The sequence below is a fragment of the Acididesulfobacillus acetoxydans genome, assembly GCF_902729405.1.
Lineage (GTDB): Bacteria > Bacillota > Desulfitobacteriia > Desulfitobacteriales > Desulfitobacteriaceae > Acididesulfobacillus > Acididesulfobacillus acetoxydans.
Genome location: NZ_LR746496.1, coordinates 1,088,484 through 1,103,558, shown reverse-complemented (window position 1 = coordinate 1,103,558; position 15,075 = coordinate 1,088,484). Strand labels below are relative to the sequence as shown.

Sequence of the window (15,075 nt, the reverse complement as noted above, 5' to 3'; positions counted from 1 at the left end):
AACGTTAGGCAAAGGAGAAGCACTCGGGCTTGAAAACCGTCTCGTCTTATTGTAAACTTGTGTTATTACCATGGTTTACAATAAGACGAAAGGAGTGGTCCATCAATGCGTCAAAGCCAGTCGCCCAATCTCCGTATGATGGTTTTCGCCTGCCTCTCTGCCGCACTTATTGTCATCGGAGGCTATATTAGCTTCCCTCTCCCCTTTAGCCCTGTACCGATTGTCTTATCGGATTTCTTTATGATGTTTGCGGGTTTGTTCTTAGGGGCGTCTTGGGGAGTGGTCAGCGTCGGATTGTTTCTCTTCCTTGGCGCTCTCGGACTTCCTGTGTTTGCGGGCGGAAGAGCCGGGTTGCCGGTTCTCTTCGGGCCGACGGGGGGATTCTTATTTGGGGATTTTCTCGCGGTCCTCGTAATCGGACTGATATCCGGAACAGGAAAGCCCTCATCGCTTAAGGACCTGGCAGCTCTGGCGGTCGGCAACATCATTCTCTACGGCCTGGGGGTCCCCTGGCTCAAACAGGTCTTGAAACTTTCCTGGGAAAACGCCCTGGCCTTTGGCCTGACACCGTTCATGCCCGGCATGATCATCAAGATAGTTGTAGCCCTGGCCTTAGTTAAAATGCTGCGGCCCCTTCTCCACCCTCCCGCGGCGCCTACGTCATCACGGGTGCAATAAATGAACATTCTGGCAGCTCGACAGCTGACCCATATTTTTCCTAACGGTACAGAGGCACTTAAGGACATAAATCTTGCGATTCGAGACGGGGAATTCGTCATTATTGCAGGCTCCAACGGTTCAGGGAAAACCGTTTTGGTCCGGCATTTTAACGGACTCTTTCTCCCCACTTCGGGAGAAGTGCTGCTGGAAGGGGTGCCGATCAGTAAAAACCTCACTCATGCCCGGAAAAACGTCGGGCTGATTTTCCAAAACTCGGACAGTCAAATCGTCGGCCAAACGGTTGCCGAGGATGTGGCGTTTGGTCCTGAAAACCTCAATTTGCCCCGTCAGGAAGTTGACGACCGGGTCAGAGAAGCACTTGAGGCTGTGGGATTGAGCGCTCTGGCCGATCGGCAGCCTCATACTCTGTCCGGAGGCCAGAAACGAAAACTGGCGGCGGCCGGCGTGCTAGCCATGAAGCCCAAAGTCATCATTTTCGACGAACCGTTCACAGGATTGGATTACCCGGGTGTGCTGCAAATCTTGAAACAGATCGTCGGCCTGCACAAAAACGGGCACACTATCATTTTAGTAACCCATGAACTGGAAAAGGCTCTGGCCCACGCGGACCGGTTGGTCATTTTGCAGAAAGGCCGTCTCGTCCGGGACGGCGACCCAAACCGGCTCATCGATGAAGTGGAGTCATACGGCATACGCAGACCCTATGGCCGAAACGGCGGAATTGAGACGATGACATGGCTGAGCTGAACATTTTTCACTACACTCCCGAGAAATCAATCATCCATACCCTGGACGGCCGAATCAAGCTCCTATGCTTGATTCTATTCACGCTAGCGGCAGGCCTCACCAGCCGGTGGCTGGGTCTTGCCGTATTGACTGCTGTATTATGCGCTGCCCTGACAAGCTCCAAGCTGCCCGCAAAAAGCCTGTTGAGCGAAACGAGGTACTTTCTCTTACTGAGCGGCGTTGTCCTTGTGGTCAACTCCTTTAGCGTTCCCGGTGCTCCCATCACAGGCATCCCAATCCACGGGCTCACCCGGCAGGGGTTTACCTCAGGTTTGCTCTATGCCTGGCGACTGCTCTTAATCATCCTCACCTGCACCATCTTAACAGGAACCACCCCGCTTTCACAGTTAAAAAACAGTGTGGAATGGTTTCTCAGGCCCATTCCGCTTGTCCCGGAAGCACGGATCGCAACCATGTTCAGCCTGACATTAGTCCTCATCCCGCTCATCTTTGACCAAGCTGCCGAAATGCTGGAAGCCCAAAAAGCCCGCTGCATCGAAAAGAGAAAAAATCCGCTGGTGCGGATCAAGCTTTTGCTCTTTCCCCTCTTATTGCACACCTTTATGCGCGCCGACGAAATGGTATTGGCCATGGAGTCAAGGTGCTATTCCGAAGTTCGGACCAAAACAGTATTCCAAACGACCTTTACCGACTGGCTTTTTCTGGCCTTCACGTTAGGCGTGTGCTCTGTCGTCCTGTTCACTCATTTTTGAATGCCGGTTAAGGTTATTTGAACCCCAACCGGCATGTCGTTTGCTTCCTTTCCTGCGCAGGATCTCAAGACCCAAACAATCCCTCCGCCGCGACCTGCCTATTCCACCGTGACACTCTTGGCCAGGTTTCTCGGCTTGTCGACATCACAGCCCCGGGCCACCGAAACATAATAGGCCAGGAGCTGCAGGGGGATCACGGTCAGGATCGGCGCCAGTTCGTCCAGGGTCTCCGGCAAGTAGACCACTTGATCGACCGACTTGTGCATGTCTTTATTTCCTGCAAAAGTCAGGCCGATCACTTTGGCATCCCTGGCCTTCACTTCTTTGATATTGGAGATGGTTTTCTCATACACACCTCTCTGAGTGGCCAGGCCGATAACCGGTGTTTCCTCCGTAATGAGGGCCAAGGTGCCGTGCTTCAGCTCCCCCGCCGCATACGCCTCCGCGTGGATATAGGAGATCTCTTTTAGTTTCAAGGCTCCCTCCATCGCCACAGCCCAATCCAAGCCCCGGCCGATGAAGAAAGTGTCTTCAACCGCAATGAAGCTCTGGGCGAGTTTCTTGATCACCTCTTGTTGATCCAGGACTTCCTGCGCCTGCCGCGGGAGTTCCCTAACCGCCGCAATGAGGGCTTGGCTCTTCTCTGCCGGCATAGTTCCTTTAGCTTCGGCCAAATACAGCCCGAGCAAGACCATGCCCAAAAGTTGGGTCGTGTAAGCCTTGGTCGACGCCACCGCTATTTCCGGACCCGCCCAGGTATAGATGACATCATCCGCTTCCCTCGCCACCGAGCTGCCCACGACATTGGTCACGGCTACAACCCGTGCCCCCAAGCGGTGAGCTTCGCGCAAAGCGGCCAGAGTATCCGCTGTTTCACCGGATTGGCTGATCACCACCACCAGGGTATGCTCATCGATGAGCGGCCGGCGATAGCGAAACTCCGAAGCAATATCCACTTCCACAGGCATCCTGGCCCAGCGTTCGATCAGGTTCTTTCCGACCAAACCGGCATGGGAGGCGGTGCCGCAGGCAACAATATAAACCTTGTGGAATTGATTCACTTCCGCGGCCGTCAAATCCACCTCTTGCAGCTCCACGCCATAATCCGTCAACCGCCCCAAGAGCGTATCCTTAAGGGCCCTGGGCTGTTCATGGATTTCTTTCAGCATGAAATGCTCGTAGCCGCCTTTTTCGGCCGCCACGGCATCCCACTTCACTTCAAAGACTTCCTTCTCACGCGGGTTACCTTGGAAATCCGTGATCTTGACCCCATTCACGCTGACGACGGCCATCTCCCCGTCCGCCAGGATATAGGTCTTCCGGGTATAATCCAAAACGGCCGGAATATCGCTGGCCACGAAAAACTCCCCGTCGCCAAGGCCCACCACCAAAGGACTGTCCTTCCGTGCGGCCACCAACCGGTCCGGGTCCTTGCGGCTCAACACCACCAGGGCAAAAGCGCCCCGGATTTTAGTCAGCACCTGGCGCACCGCGGCGGCCAGGTCTCCCGCATAGAAATGCTCCACTAGGTGAGGCAGGACTTCCGTGTCTGTCTCCGAAATGAGACGGTGCCCCTGTTCACTCAGCCAGTCCCGCAGTTCAAGATAGTTTTCAATAATCCCGTTATGCACGACGGCAAATTCCCCCGTGCAGTCTTGGTGCGGGTGAGCATTGAGGTCTGAGGGACGGCCGTGAGTCGCCCAGCGCGTGTGTCCTATCCCGACGGAGGTCCGGGCGTAATCATCACCCAGTTTCTCTTCCAGGGCCGCCAGTTTACCCACACTCTTACAGGCAAACAAGCCGTCTTCTTCATCAAGCACGGCCACTCCGGCCGAATCGTAACCCCGGTATTCCAGTTTCTTTAAACCCTTGACGAGAATCGGGACGGCCGGCCGCCGCCCGATGTAACCGACGATTCCACACATCAAAAACTTCTCCTCTCTGAATGCCCTATTCTGCAGACTCCATGCCTGTACGGCCAAAAACGTCCAAAAATCGCCCCGGGGCGATTTTCCATCCGAATGAGCATATCCAAGCGGAGAATAGCACACCACGCCACTGCCAATGGAACCCAAATTAGGACCGGCAGAGACACGGACTGCCTGACGTTGACTCCGTCCGGCAAAAGCAGAGCTCTGGCCGGAGCATACTTCTCCCTTGTCTTGCGGGTTTGCTTTTTGTCGCGGGAATTGCTCCCCGGTTTTGCGGCAAACTTAACGATGGCAAGCCACCGAGAGGGATCCGCCGAAACTTTCGATAACCCTCTTCCTCGTCAACCAACCTGATCTTCGATCTTCCGCCCCGGATCCGCGATCCGCGGCCCCTGATCTCTGATCCTCGAACTTCGAACCCTGAACTTCCATCCTCGAATTTCCGTCCTAGAACTTCCATCCTCGAACTTCGAACTTTACATTTCGAACTTCAACGTTGGTTCTGGCGCTTTCTTTTTCTCATCCGATTGGCGCTGCGCCGCCAGGTACAGACACAAAAAGTTCCGCGGCACTCCGACCGTGCCGCCGGTCCTCTGTCCGGCCCCTGCCCTCACCTCCTTGACCCGAACCCCCGGTTCAGGTTAAACTATTGCCCTTTTGCAACCTACCTCGTCTCTGTCGCCTCGTATACTCAGCCCAAACCACCGTCCGTTTGCAACCTCTCCCTTTCACCTCCTCGCCGTGTTCAAGCATAACCAAAAACCCTTCCCATAAATAGTATTAGAGTTTCCCCAAAATAGTTCCTTGGCGCGTCAACATTCCTCGAGCAAATCGCGGCTTCTGATCACCTCAATCAGGCTTTGGGCCAATTCCCTCAGCAATCGTTCCTCCGGGCCTTCCACCATGACCCGAATCAAAGGCTCCGTACCCGAAGGGCGCACGAGAACGCGGCCCTCTCCGTTAAGGGCGGCCGTCACTTCACCGACTTTAACCCGAACTGCACCGTCCGCCATCAGGCGCTCCTTATGCCGTACCTTTGTGTTTAAAAGAACTTGCGGCAGCCGCCTCATCTGGGCCGCCAGCAGCGAAAGCGGGAGGTTTTTCTCCTTGACCACGCGCAACAGCTGCAGAGCGGTTAAGAGCCCGTCTCCGGTCGTATTGTGGTTGAGGAAAATGATGTGTCCGGACTGTTCTCCGCCCAGTTTGGCTCCACTGCGCAGGAGCTCTTCCAAAACATAACGGTCCCCCACCTGTGTCTCCAGAACCCTGATTCCCGCCCCCTGCAACGCCAAACGCAGGCCCAAGTTGCTCATGACGGTCACGACCAGGGTGTCCTCCGCCAACAAGCCTTTGGCTTTCAAGTCGAGCGCGCAAATCAGCATGATGAAATCCCCGTCAATGATGTTCCCTTTTTCATCAACTGCAATCAGCCGATCCGCATCCCCGTCGCAGGCCAAGCCCAAATCCGCTTTGCACTCCACGACCGCCTTCTGCAGAGCCTGCGGGTGAGTCGAGCCGCACCCGTCATTGATGTTGACCCCGTCGGGAGTGTTGAAGATCGGAAGCACTTCCGCCCCCAATTCCCCCAAAAGCATAGGCCCCAACAGGGAACCTGCCCCATTGGCACAGTCCAGGACAATCCTGAGCCCGTCGAGAGGCGGAGCCGCCTCCTTCAGGAAACTTAAGTAACGCCGTCCCGCGTCCGGTACCTCGATAACGCGCCCGACTTCTTCCCCGACCGGAACGTCCCAAGGCTTGCAATCGTTATTGACTATAGTCTCAATCTCATCCTCCACCTCATCCGGCAGTTTGTAACCGGACGAGGAAAAAAACTTAATTCCGTTATCCTGTACCGGATTATGCGAGGCTGAAATGACCACCCCGGCACTGACATCCATCGTCCGGGTCAGGTAGGCGATACCCGGTGTCGGCAAGACGCCGACCCGTAACACGTCGGCCCCCACGGAACATATCCCGGAGACCAGTGCCGCCTCCAGCATGTCCCCTGAGATGCGGGTATCCTTACCGATAATGATGCGAGGATGCGGATGTTCCTTACTGAGAACATAAGCCCCGGCCTGTCCCAAATGGAAGGCCATCTCAGGGGTTAACTGCTTGTTGGCAACTCCACGGACTCCATCGGTACCAAACAATCTGGCCAAATTTCACACGTACTCCTTTCTGCGGAAGCACACCGGAAACACATCTGAGATCGTAACACCTGCGTTCATCCCTTGACCTATGCCTCGAAACCGTTCAAATTAATCCCTTAGGTCACAAAGTGACCCGGGGCAATCTCAAGCGGGCTTAAACCGTGCCTGCACGCGTTCCGCGGCTCTCAGCCCGTCCACCGCTGCACTCATAATGCCACCGGCATAACCGGCGCCTTCTCCCGCCGGGTAGAGCCCCGAGAGGTTGAGCGCTTCGCCCCGCTCGTCACGCACAATGCGCACCGGGGAACTGGTCCGGGTTTCCACCCCGGTCAGAGTGGCCGAAGCCCCGACGAAGCCCGGCATTTTCGCCTCGAAAGCCAGAAACGCGCGTTCCAGAACCTCTCCGACATCCCGGGGCAAAACTTTATGCAGGTCGCAGGCGACAATCCCCGGCTCATAACTTGGGGCCAGTTCAAAACTATCCGATACTCTTCTGTGCAAAAAATCCACAAGTCTTTGGGCCGGAGCCCGGTAGTCCCCTCCGGCCAGCAGAAAGGCCTCTTTTTCCCAATAGCGTTGAAACTCAATGCCCGCCAGCGGGTGTGCGGAGGCAAAATCCTCAGTTCCAACCGTGACCACGATAGCGCTGTTGGCCCTGCCGGTATCCCTCCGGTACTCACTCATCCCGTTTGTGACGACTCCTCCCGCTTCCGACGCGGCCGCCACGACTTTACCGCCGGGACACATGCAAAAAGCATAGGCACCGCGTCCCGTCGCCCCATCCTGAAAAGTCAGCTGGTAGTCAGCCGGACCGAGCAAAGGGTGCTCCTCCGTGCCGTATTGCATAAGGTTGATTAATCTCTGCGGGTGCTCGGCCCTGAGTCCCACTGCAAACGCTTTGGGTTCAAGGGTCAAACCCTCTTGGTAAAGAAGACGATAGACGTCGCGGGCACTGTGACCGACGGCCAGAATAACCGCCTCGGCCGGTATCTCTTCCCGCTCATTTATCATAATACCCTGAACCCGGCCATTTGCCAAGTGTAAACCGCTCAAGCGGGAGCGGAAGCGCACCTCACCGCCGAGTCCAATTATTTCCTCCCGCAGCCGCCGCACGACGTTTTTTAGGATATCCGTCCCCACGTGGGGTTTTGCCAAAAAGCGGATCTCTTCCGGAGCGCCGTTTCGGACAAAAATCCCCAAAACCTCGTGAATCCTGCGATCATGAATCCGCGTGGTCAGTTTTCCGTCTGAAAAAGTACCGGCGCCCCCTTCCCCGAACTGAACATTGCATTCCGGATCCAGCCGCCCCTTAGTCCACAACTCCCGTACCTTTGCCGAACGAAGCTCCACCGAATCGCCGCGTTCCAAGACCAGCGGCCGGTAGCCCGCCTGAGCCAAAGCGAGCGCCGCAAAATACCCGGCCGGACCCGTCCCCACCACGACCGGGCGATGGCTCAATTTCTCCGCCGGGTTAACAGGAAGAAGGGGCTCCGCTGCCGGAACCTCCCGAATCTCCGGGACTCGGGCCAGCAACCGCCGGACCTCCCTTTCACGCACGTTCAGGGAAAACTGCAGCGTGTAAACAAAAAACAGATCCGGCTTCTTGCGCGCGTCCAGCGAACGGCGAATCACCCTGATCCCCGCCAAGGCCTCCAAGGGAATCTTCAATTTATGCGCGATGGTTTGGGGGCGTACATTTTCTCCCTCTTCGACAGGGATGCGTAAATTGGTCCAAATAAGATCCACTGAAAAAACTCCTCAACCAGTGCTGCGCGAGGAACTCCGCACTTATGGACCGGGAAAGGCCTTCCTTGTGTCCCCATTAGCCCCGGCCGTGCACCCGCGGCAATACTTCTTTGACGGTCCGACTTATGACGCATGGGCCTTTAAACTCAACGTAACCTTAGGAGTCCCCACCATCTCCACTCCGGGCGGAAGTTGCCAATAAACACGAGTACCCGGATAATTTCCCGGAGCGAGCCCGCCGGCATCAACCCAGAGTTGGATCTGTGCAGCGGTGGCATTCTTCAGAGCGTCGGGCAAGCCTTTCAGCGTGACGGAAATCGGAGGGATGGCTTGAGCTTGCTCCACCCCCGCCGACAAATTTCTCACCCTCACCACAACGTTTGAGACTGTCTTTTCGACCGGTCCGGGCAGTATTTGAGCCAGTACATTAAAGGTCGTAGGCGCCGCGAAGCTGACTCCCTGGGGCAAAGTTATCTTGTCTGAAGGGATGGGGAAAGATTTGTCGGCTGTCAATCCACTTACGTCGACCGGCCCCACTTTCAAAGCATCAAAACCCCTAAGGGCCTCTGCGGTGCCGAATACCTGAACATCTCCCGGGATGGAAACCACAGACCCCAGGATCATCCCCCCTCCGGGCGAACCCTGAGCCAGCGCGTGGATTGGGATATCTTTACTGTCCAATCCCTGCGGTTGAATAGGAACGACAACATCGACACTGCTCGGTGAAGCGCTCAACACTTCAACACTGGGGTCAGGCCCGTAAACCGGATTCCCTTTCTTATCCCTGAAGAGAACGGGGCTTGAGGTTACAACCGTATCTTTCTTCCCGGTCAAACTCACCTCGACAAGCGCTTTGTTTAACTCGCTAAGAATGGTTCCGGGACCGCGGACATTGACCGACACCGGCTTGACCACCGGCTGGCCGGCCTGGTAGCCTTCCGCGGGTGCTCCTGTCAGATCGACCTGAACCGGCAAGACCTTCTCCTGAACTGAATCCAGTTGCAGCGTCACAGTTGACGGTTCCAGATCCAATATCCTAATCTGAGGCTGGGGATCCATTCGCACGTCGAAATTGTGTTTTCCGGGGGCGCTCCCGGCTAAATCGATATAAGCAAAAAGGTCTTTCACATTGATATTGGGATTGGTCCCCTTCAGACGGACGTGAATCTCGGGAAGTTTGGTCATTACCATAATGTTAGAAGGTTGATTGCGCAGCACCAGAGGAATCGTCAAAGTTTGGTCCCCGTAGATACCCTGCACGGAAGTCTGGTTGTTCACCCAGAGCCAGAAAAGCACAGCCAAGATGAGCGAGACAATCTTATAGCCCAAGTTGCGTTTGAACATTTCCCGCATCACTTAGCACCTCGCCAAAATGGAATGGGAGAAGAACTCTTGTGCACTTGAAGTTCCCGCTGCAAAAGATCCCGTAAGGACTTATCATCCAGGAAACGGGTTAAACCACCGTCAATAGCGACGGAAATAGCACCTGTTTCTTCAGACACCACCACGATCACGGCATCTGACACTTCGGATAACCCCAAAGCCGCCCGGTGACGGGTCCCCAGTTCCTTCTGGATATTGGGATTTTCCGACAAAGGGAGGAAACAGCCGGCGGCCGCGACCCGGTCCGCTCGCACTATGACAGCCCCGTCGTGCAAAGGAGTGTTGGGAATGAAGATGTTCACCAGGAATTCGGAAGAAACCACCCCGTCAATCTTAATTCCGGTTTCGACGTAATCCTGAACCCCTGTTTCCCGCTCAATCACCACCAGGGCACCGATCCTGTTCTTGGACAGGACCTGCGTGCAACGGACCATTTCCTCGATCACCATCTCGAGTGCCTCATTTCCCAAGGCCAGGGGATGACGGGTAAAGAACTTGCCGCGCCCCAGCTGCTCCAAAGCCCGACGCAATTCGGGCTGGAAAACCACCGGCAGGGCGACAAAAAGCATTTTCCAAACCTGGCTCAGAATCCAGCTGATCGTTGTGAGCCCTAACTGCTCGGCCAAATAGGAAACAACCAAGAGGACAGCCAAGCCTTTGATCAACTGCACCGCCCGCGTGCCCTTGATGAGCATCAAAAACTGGTAGAGAACGGTGGCCACAACTAATATATCTATGATACTGCGCCAATCAATGTTGCGGAACTGGGCTAAAACGTGGGCCAAGTCCTTCCCTCCTTCGCCCTGATGTTCATCCGAACCGTGTTTTCCACTTGCCCCTCGCCTTCTGAATTCTACATCGGGCCGCAAAACCCTTGCTTGTCCCGTAATTTTTTGGTTTAAAATCCACTCGCGAGACTCCCGCTTCTGCAAGTGGGAGTGGTTCCCAGTATTCTATAGTCTGTCCGAGTTGCCAAGATAAGATGTTCCCTTCAGCAACCTTCTCGCCAACAGAGGGCGCACGATTTCCACCGCTTTTTGCGGGCAAAGCTCCTGACAGCAAAAACAGCGGATACAGACGTCCAGGTCGACTAGAGGACACCCCGCTTCATTCATCGTCAAAGCTTTGGCTGGGCAGTTGTTGACACAGTCCCCGCAGCCCTTGCAGAGTTCGTGCTTGAAGCTCGGACGCGGCCGCACCCGGTTGAGAATGAAGCTGCGCAGGAACGCGGGCAGGGGCGCCCCGTCTAAGAAGTTGACCCCCACCGCCTGGGGAACGACGAAATCCTGAATCCGCCAGAGAGAACGGTCATCCCCCTTTAGGGTCACCTGATCCATTCTGCTCACCAACCCCCGCTCACGGGCGGCCATAATTGTGGGCACCTTTTCTGGTTTGAGGCCGATGAGGCCGGTTGCCACCACATCCAAGGCAAAGGGATCCTCACTGAGGAGCAAGGCACCCAGGTTCCGGGGCCGCCCGGCAGAAGGCCCCTCTCCTTCCATGGCCACCACCCCGTCCATGATGCTCAGAGCCGGTTTAACGCAGGTTGTAATGTCGACCAAAAGGTTGGCAAAATCCTTAGTTGCCGGCATCCTGACGTGATACTCAGCCTTCAGCAACCCGGGAATCGCCCCGAACAGGATTTTTACCGCGCCGGTAAAAGTCATCATGGCGTGCGTCTTGAGTTTCGACAGGGTTATGACAACGTCCGCCTCTGCGACGCTCCGGGTCAAAACCAGGCTTCTCACGATTTTCCCGCCGGGGTGGGATACCGTAACCTGCCCGACATCTTCGTTCAAAGTCGCTTCGGTCCGCTCAGAAACTTCTTTCAGCCCGGTCCGGGCATAGACCGCCCTCAAAGCGGTCACTGTGTAAGGCCCGCCCGGACTGTCCCCGATAACCGGAACGCCCTGGGCCTCCCGGACCAAACGCACCACAGCTTCCACCACGCTGGGATGGGTCGTAACCGCCTCCTCCGGACGCTTTTTCATCAGAAGGTTGACTTTAAGGAATACCCGCTGACCCGGCCGGACAAACCGGGACATACCGCCCATTTCCTCCAGCCCCGCACGCAGAGTGCTCTCCACATCGGCAGTGTATTCCGGGCAGTATTTCAGAACCACCGTTGCCGCCATTCGCCGCCAACCCCTTCCGCCGAATCCTCACCCCGGTTTTTTCCTTACCCGGAAGTCGCGGCCAAGCCCATGGGTCAAGCCGGTCAAACCCATCAGTCAAAAAGTATATCACTACAACCGGTTTCATATCCATCTGCCGGTGGCCGTACATTTGCCGGCAGCCGCCATGCGCGCCTTTTACGGGAACTGTTTCTATTATACTTCGTTTCCTCCGCAGAGGGAAATCTTCAGTACCTGTGCGTCGGAAAATCGTACCTTGAGATATTGTCATCACAGCTCATCGCTTATGTTGTCATCGAAATATTGTCATCGCCCCTCATGTCATGATTCTTCACCACACCTCATGTCATATTTTACCGCTTTCTTGTCAGACATCCTTAATGTTATACTGAAGTTGTCTCTGGGGCCATGCCCGGCGACTTCCGGGGCCCGGCCCTTTAGCAACCGGAATGTAGAAAGGAAAGAGGTTAAACGAACGATGAAAAAGAATACCTACGCATTTCTCATCGCTGCGCAGACCCTGGCTTTAGGCCTGCTCACCGCTCTTCCGGCCCAAGCCGCCGTCAATTACGGCGCACCGGCAGACACTCCGGGTTCAATCGTCAGCCTTCGCTTCTATCCCGGCTCTTCCGGTACCCCTTCTTACCGGGTGGTCTCGTATGGCGCCGGCCTCACCCCGGACTTGCCGGCGGATAGCGGCCAGACTCCCGTTACTCCTTCATCCACAGGTGCTTACATAGGTGAAACGGGTTCGGGTACGGCTGCAGGCCCCTCTCTCGGCTTCAACCCTTCGGGGGGTTCTGCGGCATCCGTAACCCCGACATCTGATTCTTCCGGAGGAGGATCGACTGTCTCCCTCTCACAGGCTCCCTATTCCTCGGGTGGTTCGGTCGTTTCTCTCCCGCCGGCTCCCTATTCCTCGGGTGACTCAGTCGTTTCTCTCCCGCCGGCTCCTTATTCCTCGGGTGGTTCGGTCGTTTCTCCCCCGCCGGCGCCCTATTCCTCGGGTGGCTCAGTCGTTTCCCTCCCGCCGGCTCCCTATTCCTCGGGTGGCTCAGTCGTTTCTCTCCCGCCGGCTCCTTATTCCTCGGGTGGTTCGGTCGTTTCTCTCCCGCCGGCGCCTCCCACCGGGCAGCAAACGGAGCCTGCCCCTCCTGCCGGTGCAAATTCCGTTCCGGGTTCGACTGCTCCTACGCTTGCTCCCGCAACATCCCTGACCCCCGACGAGCAAAGCATCGTGGATAGGGTGAACCAAGAGAGGGCGGCCGCCGGCCTAAAACCCCTTCAGGTGGACTTGCGTTTGGTGGGTGTGGCTCAGGCCAAAGCCTCGGATATGGAAAAGAACCATTATTTCGGCCACACTTCTCCCACCTACGGGAGCCCTTGGGCTATGATGCAAAAGGCCGGTCTCACGGTAACTTGGGCGGGGGAAAACATTGCCGGAAATGACACGGCTGCCGGAGCCATGGCCGCCTGGATGGCCAGCCCGGGCCACCGTGCCAATATCCTCGACCCTAAGTTCACGAATATAGGAGTCGGCATCGCTTACGGGAGCCCGTATAATATCTATGTCCAAGAATTTTTGCAAGAATAACGCCAACACCGAGACCCGGACTGGAATTCGGGGAACCCAGTGGAAAACGACAGCGGGGATGTCCCTCAGAACAACGGAGTCTCTGACCCGGACTCCATAGGTTCAGTGTCTTCTCCTGCCCCGGTTCGTAGGTCTCCGACCCTCCGCAGAACTCTCCCGGAGAACAGCGGCCTCAGGCCGGCCAAGGCTGCCGGACCGGAACCCCGCTTGGACCTGACCCGCGGCTTTTCCCAATCAGACCTTGCTTTGGCCCCGGATCAGACTCCCCTTGATGAACTCGCTTCGGTTCGGCCATAGACTTCCCCGGATGAAACTGCCGCATATCAGCGTTGGTCTCATCCTTTTTTTGCCCTTCCGGTCCCGCCAAGGCGGCGCCTGGCCGGCCCTGCCGCGCCTGTCCAATCAGGCCCCCGCAAGTGGCAGCAAACCGGCGCAGGCAAATTTGACGGAATCCTCCCTTAGACATACAATAGAGGATATATTTAGCTGAACAAACGGAAATAGCTGTCTCTAAGTTTTCGAGCCGGATCACTTCCCGCATCCGGCCGCAAAACCTTCCAGGCAGCCGGCAAATGTGAGGAGGGCTTTTCATTGCGGGTTTTATCCGGTATCCAACCGTCCGGCAACCTTCATCTGGGCAATTATTTTGGCATGATGAAACGCATGATCGAGTACCAAGAGAAGAGTGAGCTCTTCGCCTTTATCGTCAATTACCATGCTTTGACAACCGTGACTGATCCCCAACTTCTGCGGACGAAAACCCTGGAGGCCGCGATAGATTTTCTGGCCCTGGGACTCGACCCGCAAAAATCCTATTTCTGGGTTCAGTCAGACCTGCCCGAAGTGCAAGAACTTACTTGGCTCCTCTCCAACGCCACGGGAATGGGACTGTTGGAGCGCTGTCATGCCTATAAAGATAAAGTGTCCAAAGGCATAACCCCTTCGCACGGGCTTTTTGCCTATCCGGTGCTTATGGCCGCCGATATCCTGATTTGCGGCTCGAATCGGGTACCGGTCGGCAAAGACCAGAAACAGCATGTTGAAGTGGCCCGCGATATTGCCATCCGTTTCAACAGTATGTATGGGGAGACCTTTGTCATTCCCGAGGCGGACATTGAAGAGGAAATCGCCACGATTCCGGGTATTGACGGACAGAAAATGTCCAAGTCTTACGGCAACAGTCTGGAAATCTTCGCTGAGGAAAAAACCTTGCGCCAGCGGATTATATCCATCAAAACCGACTCCACTCCGGTGGAACAACCCAAACCCACCGCCGGAAATCCTTTGTTCGAAATCTATTCCCTGTTCTTGGACAAAAAGGAGCGGGAGAACCTGAAAGATAGGTTTGAAACCCCCGGACTGCGCTATGGAGACGTTAAGAAAGAACTGTTCGGCGTGATCTGGGAATTCTTCGCCCCTTACCGCCGCAAGCGGGAGCAGCTGGCTACCGACAAAGCTTATGTCGTAGGAGTGCTCAAAGAAGGAGCGGAAAAGGTACGGGGCGTGGCGGCCGAATATGTTTCGAAAGCACGGCGCAATGTCGGCTTAAATTATGATGACCTATAAACCTGAGGGCTCAGAAAAAACTATTGACATTCACTCCTGTCTCGCTTAGCATGGAATCAAGCGTTGACTTCACTGCAGAAATTCGAAAGATTATGTCTGAGTCAATAGGTTTCCGGCCCAGGACAGAAGGATTTCTGCTGCGGACCCAAGCTGTTAACTGAAAAATGCCGTCTGAATTTCACGGGTGCCTCAGTCTGAGGAGAATAGGGAATCGGGTGTAAGTCCCGAGCGGTCCCGCCACTGTAAAGGGCGAGCATTTGCCAAGACCACCGCCGGCCAGGGCGGGAAGGGGCAAATTGCGATGAGCTTGAGCCAGGAGACCTGCCTGTGAAAACAAAACTCCCCAAACGCCGTATTTGGAAGGAGGTGCCACTTGGGATTATGGTA

Annotated in this window: 11 protein-coding genes and 1 riboswitch; of the genes, 5 read left to right on the top strand and 6 right to left on the bottom strand. The window is 55.7% G+C overall.

The window, feature by feature from the left end:
• Positions 1–105: 105 nt before the first annotated feature.
• From MNU25_RS04890 to MNU25_RS04880, 3 genes are read left to right on the top strand one after another with little or no spacing between them, the layout of a single operon-like run.
• The gene (locus tag MNU25_RS04890; RefSeq protein WP_240984043.1) at positions 106–678 is read left to right on the top strand and encodes a biotin transporter BioY; all 573 of its coding nucleotides are present in this window, start codon (positions 106–108) and stop codon (positions 676–678) included.
• The gene (locus MNU25_RS04885; RefSeq protein ID WP_240984042.1) at positions 679–1,428 is read left to right on the top strand and encodes an energy-coupling factor ABC transporter ATP-binding protein; all 750 of its coding nucleotides are present in this window, start codon (positions 679–681) and stop codon (positions 1,426–1,428) included.
• Positions 1,416–2,180, top strand: coding sequence for an energy-coupling factor transporter transmembrane component T family protein (locus MNU25_RS04880; RefSeq protein ID WP_240984041.1), 765 nt, complete (start codon positions 1,416–1,418; stop codon positions 2,178–2,180). The genes MNU25_RS04885 and MNU25_RS04880 overlap by 13 nt, the downstream gene beginning before the upstream one ends.
• Before the next feature lie 98 nt (positions 2,181–2,278).
• On the opposite strand, the gene glmS is transcribed toward MNU25_RS04880, so the two are convergent.
• The 6 genes from glmS to MNU25_RS04850 all read right to left on the bottom strand — a co-directional run bounded on the left by glmS (position 2,279) and on the right by MNU25_RS04850 (position 11,528).
• Positions 2,279–4,105: a glutamine--fructose-6-phosphate transaminase (isomerizing) gene (gene glmS, locus MNU25_RS04875; RefSeq protein ID WP_240984040.1), complete on the bottom strand. Its 1,827-nt coding sequence runs from the start codon at positions 4,103–4,105 to the stop codon at positions 2,279–2,281.
• 818 nt (positions 4,106–4,923) lie between these two features.
• Positions 4,924–6,273 (bottom strand): phosphoglucosamine mutase, encoded by a 1,350-nt coding sequence (glmM, locus tag MNU25_RS04870; RefSeq protein ID WP_240984039.1) that lies wholly within the window; start codon positions 6,271–6,273, stop codon positions 4,924–4,926.
• Positions 6,274–6,408: 135 nt separating this feature from the next.
• Positions 6,409–8,010, bottom strand: a complete 1,602-nt coding sequence (locus MNU25_RS04865; protein WP_240984038.1) for an NAD(P)/FAD-dependent oxidoreductase — start codon at positions 8,008–8,010, stop codon at positions 6,409–6,411.
• Between the two features lie 123 nt (positions 8,011–8,133).
• Positions 8,134–9,354, bottom strand: a complete 1,221-nt coding sequence (locus MNU25_RS04860; RefSeq protein ID WP_240984037.1) for a CdaR family protein — start codon at positions 9,352–9,354, stop codon at positions 8,134–8,136.
• A gap of 8 nt (positions 9,355–9,362) precedes the next feature.
• Positions 9,363–10,178, bottom strand: a complete 816-nt coding sequence (gene cdaA, locus MNU25_RS04855; RefSeq protein ID WP_240984036.1) for a diadenylate cyclase CdaA — start codon at positions 10,176–10,178, stop codon at positions 9,363–9,365.
• A gap of 168 nt (positions 10,179–10,346) precedes the next feature.
• Positions 10,347–11,528 carry a DUF362 domain-containing protein gene (locus tag MNU25_RS04850; protein ID WP_240984035.1) on the bottom strand — a complete coding sequence of 394 codons (1,182 nt, stop codon included), beginning with the start codon at positions 11,526–11,528 and terminating at the stop codon, positions 10,347–10,349.
• Positions 11,529–12,006: 478 nt separating this feature from the next.
• Between MNU25_RS04850 and MNU25_RS04845 the strand changes: the two genes are divergently transcribed.
• Both MNU25_RS04845 and trpS read left to right on the top strand, forming a co-directional pair.
• A complete protein-coding gene (locus MNU25_RS04845) occupies positions 12,007–13,122 on the top strand; it encodes a CAP domain-containing protein (RefSeq protein WP_240984034.1) in 1,116 nt (371 codons plus the stop codon).
• Between the two features lie 591 nt (positions 13,123–13,713).
• Positions 13,714–14,688: a tryptophan--tRNA ligase gene (gene trpS, locus MNU25_RS04840; RefSeq protein ID WP_240984033.1), complete on the top strand. Its 975-nt coding sequence runs from the start codon at positions 13,714–13,716 to the stop codon at positions 14,686–14,688.
• A gap of 165 nt (positions 14,689–14,853) precedes the next feature.
• A riboswitch (cobalamin riboswitch) is annotated at positions 14,854–15,031 on the top strand.
• The last annotated feature ends 44 nt before the right edge of the window (positions 15,032–15,075 follow it).

Coding starts and splice junctions, on each gene's coding strand:
- MNU25_RS04890 (WP_240984043.1), top strand. CDS start 106: ATGCGTCAAAGCCAGTCGCCCAATCTCCGTATGATGGTTTTCGCCTGC.
- MNU25_RS04885 (WP_240984042.1), top strand. CDS start 679: ATGAACATTCTGGCAGCTCGACAGCTGACCCATATTTTTCCTAACGGT.
- MNU25_RS04880 (WP_240984041.1), top strand. CDS start 1,416: ATGGCTGAGCTGAACATTTTTCACTACACTCCCGAGAAATCAATCATC.
- glmS (WP_240984040.1), bottom strand. CDS start 4,105: ATGTGTGGAATCGTCGGTTACATCGGGCGGCGGCCGGCCGTCCCGATT.
- MNU25_RS04860 (WP_240984037.1), bottom strand. CDS start 9,354: ATGTTCAAACGCAACTTGGGCTATAAGATTGTCTCGCTCATCTTGGCT.
- MNU25_RS04850 (WP_240984035.1), bottom strand. CDS start 11,528: ATGGCGGCAACGGTGGTTCTGAAATACTGCCCGGAATACACTGCCGAT.
- MNU25_RS04845 (WP_240984034.1), top strand. CDS start 12,007: ATGAAAAAGAATACCTACGCATTTCTCATCGCTGCGCAGACCCTGGCT.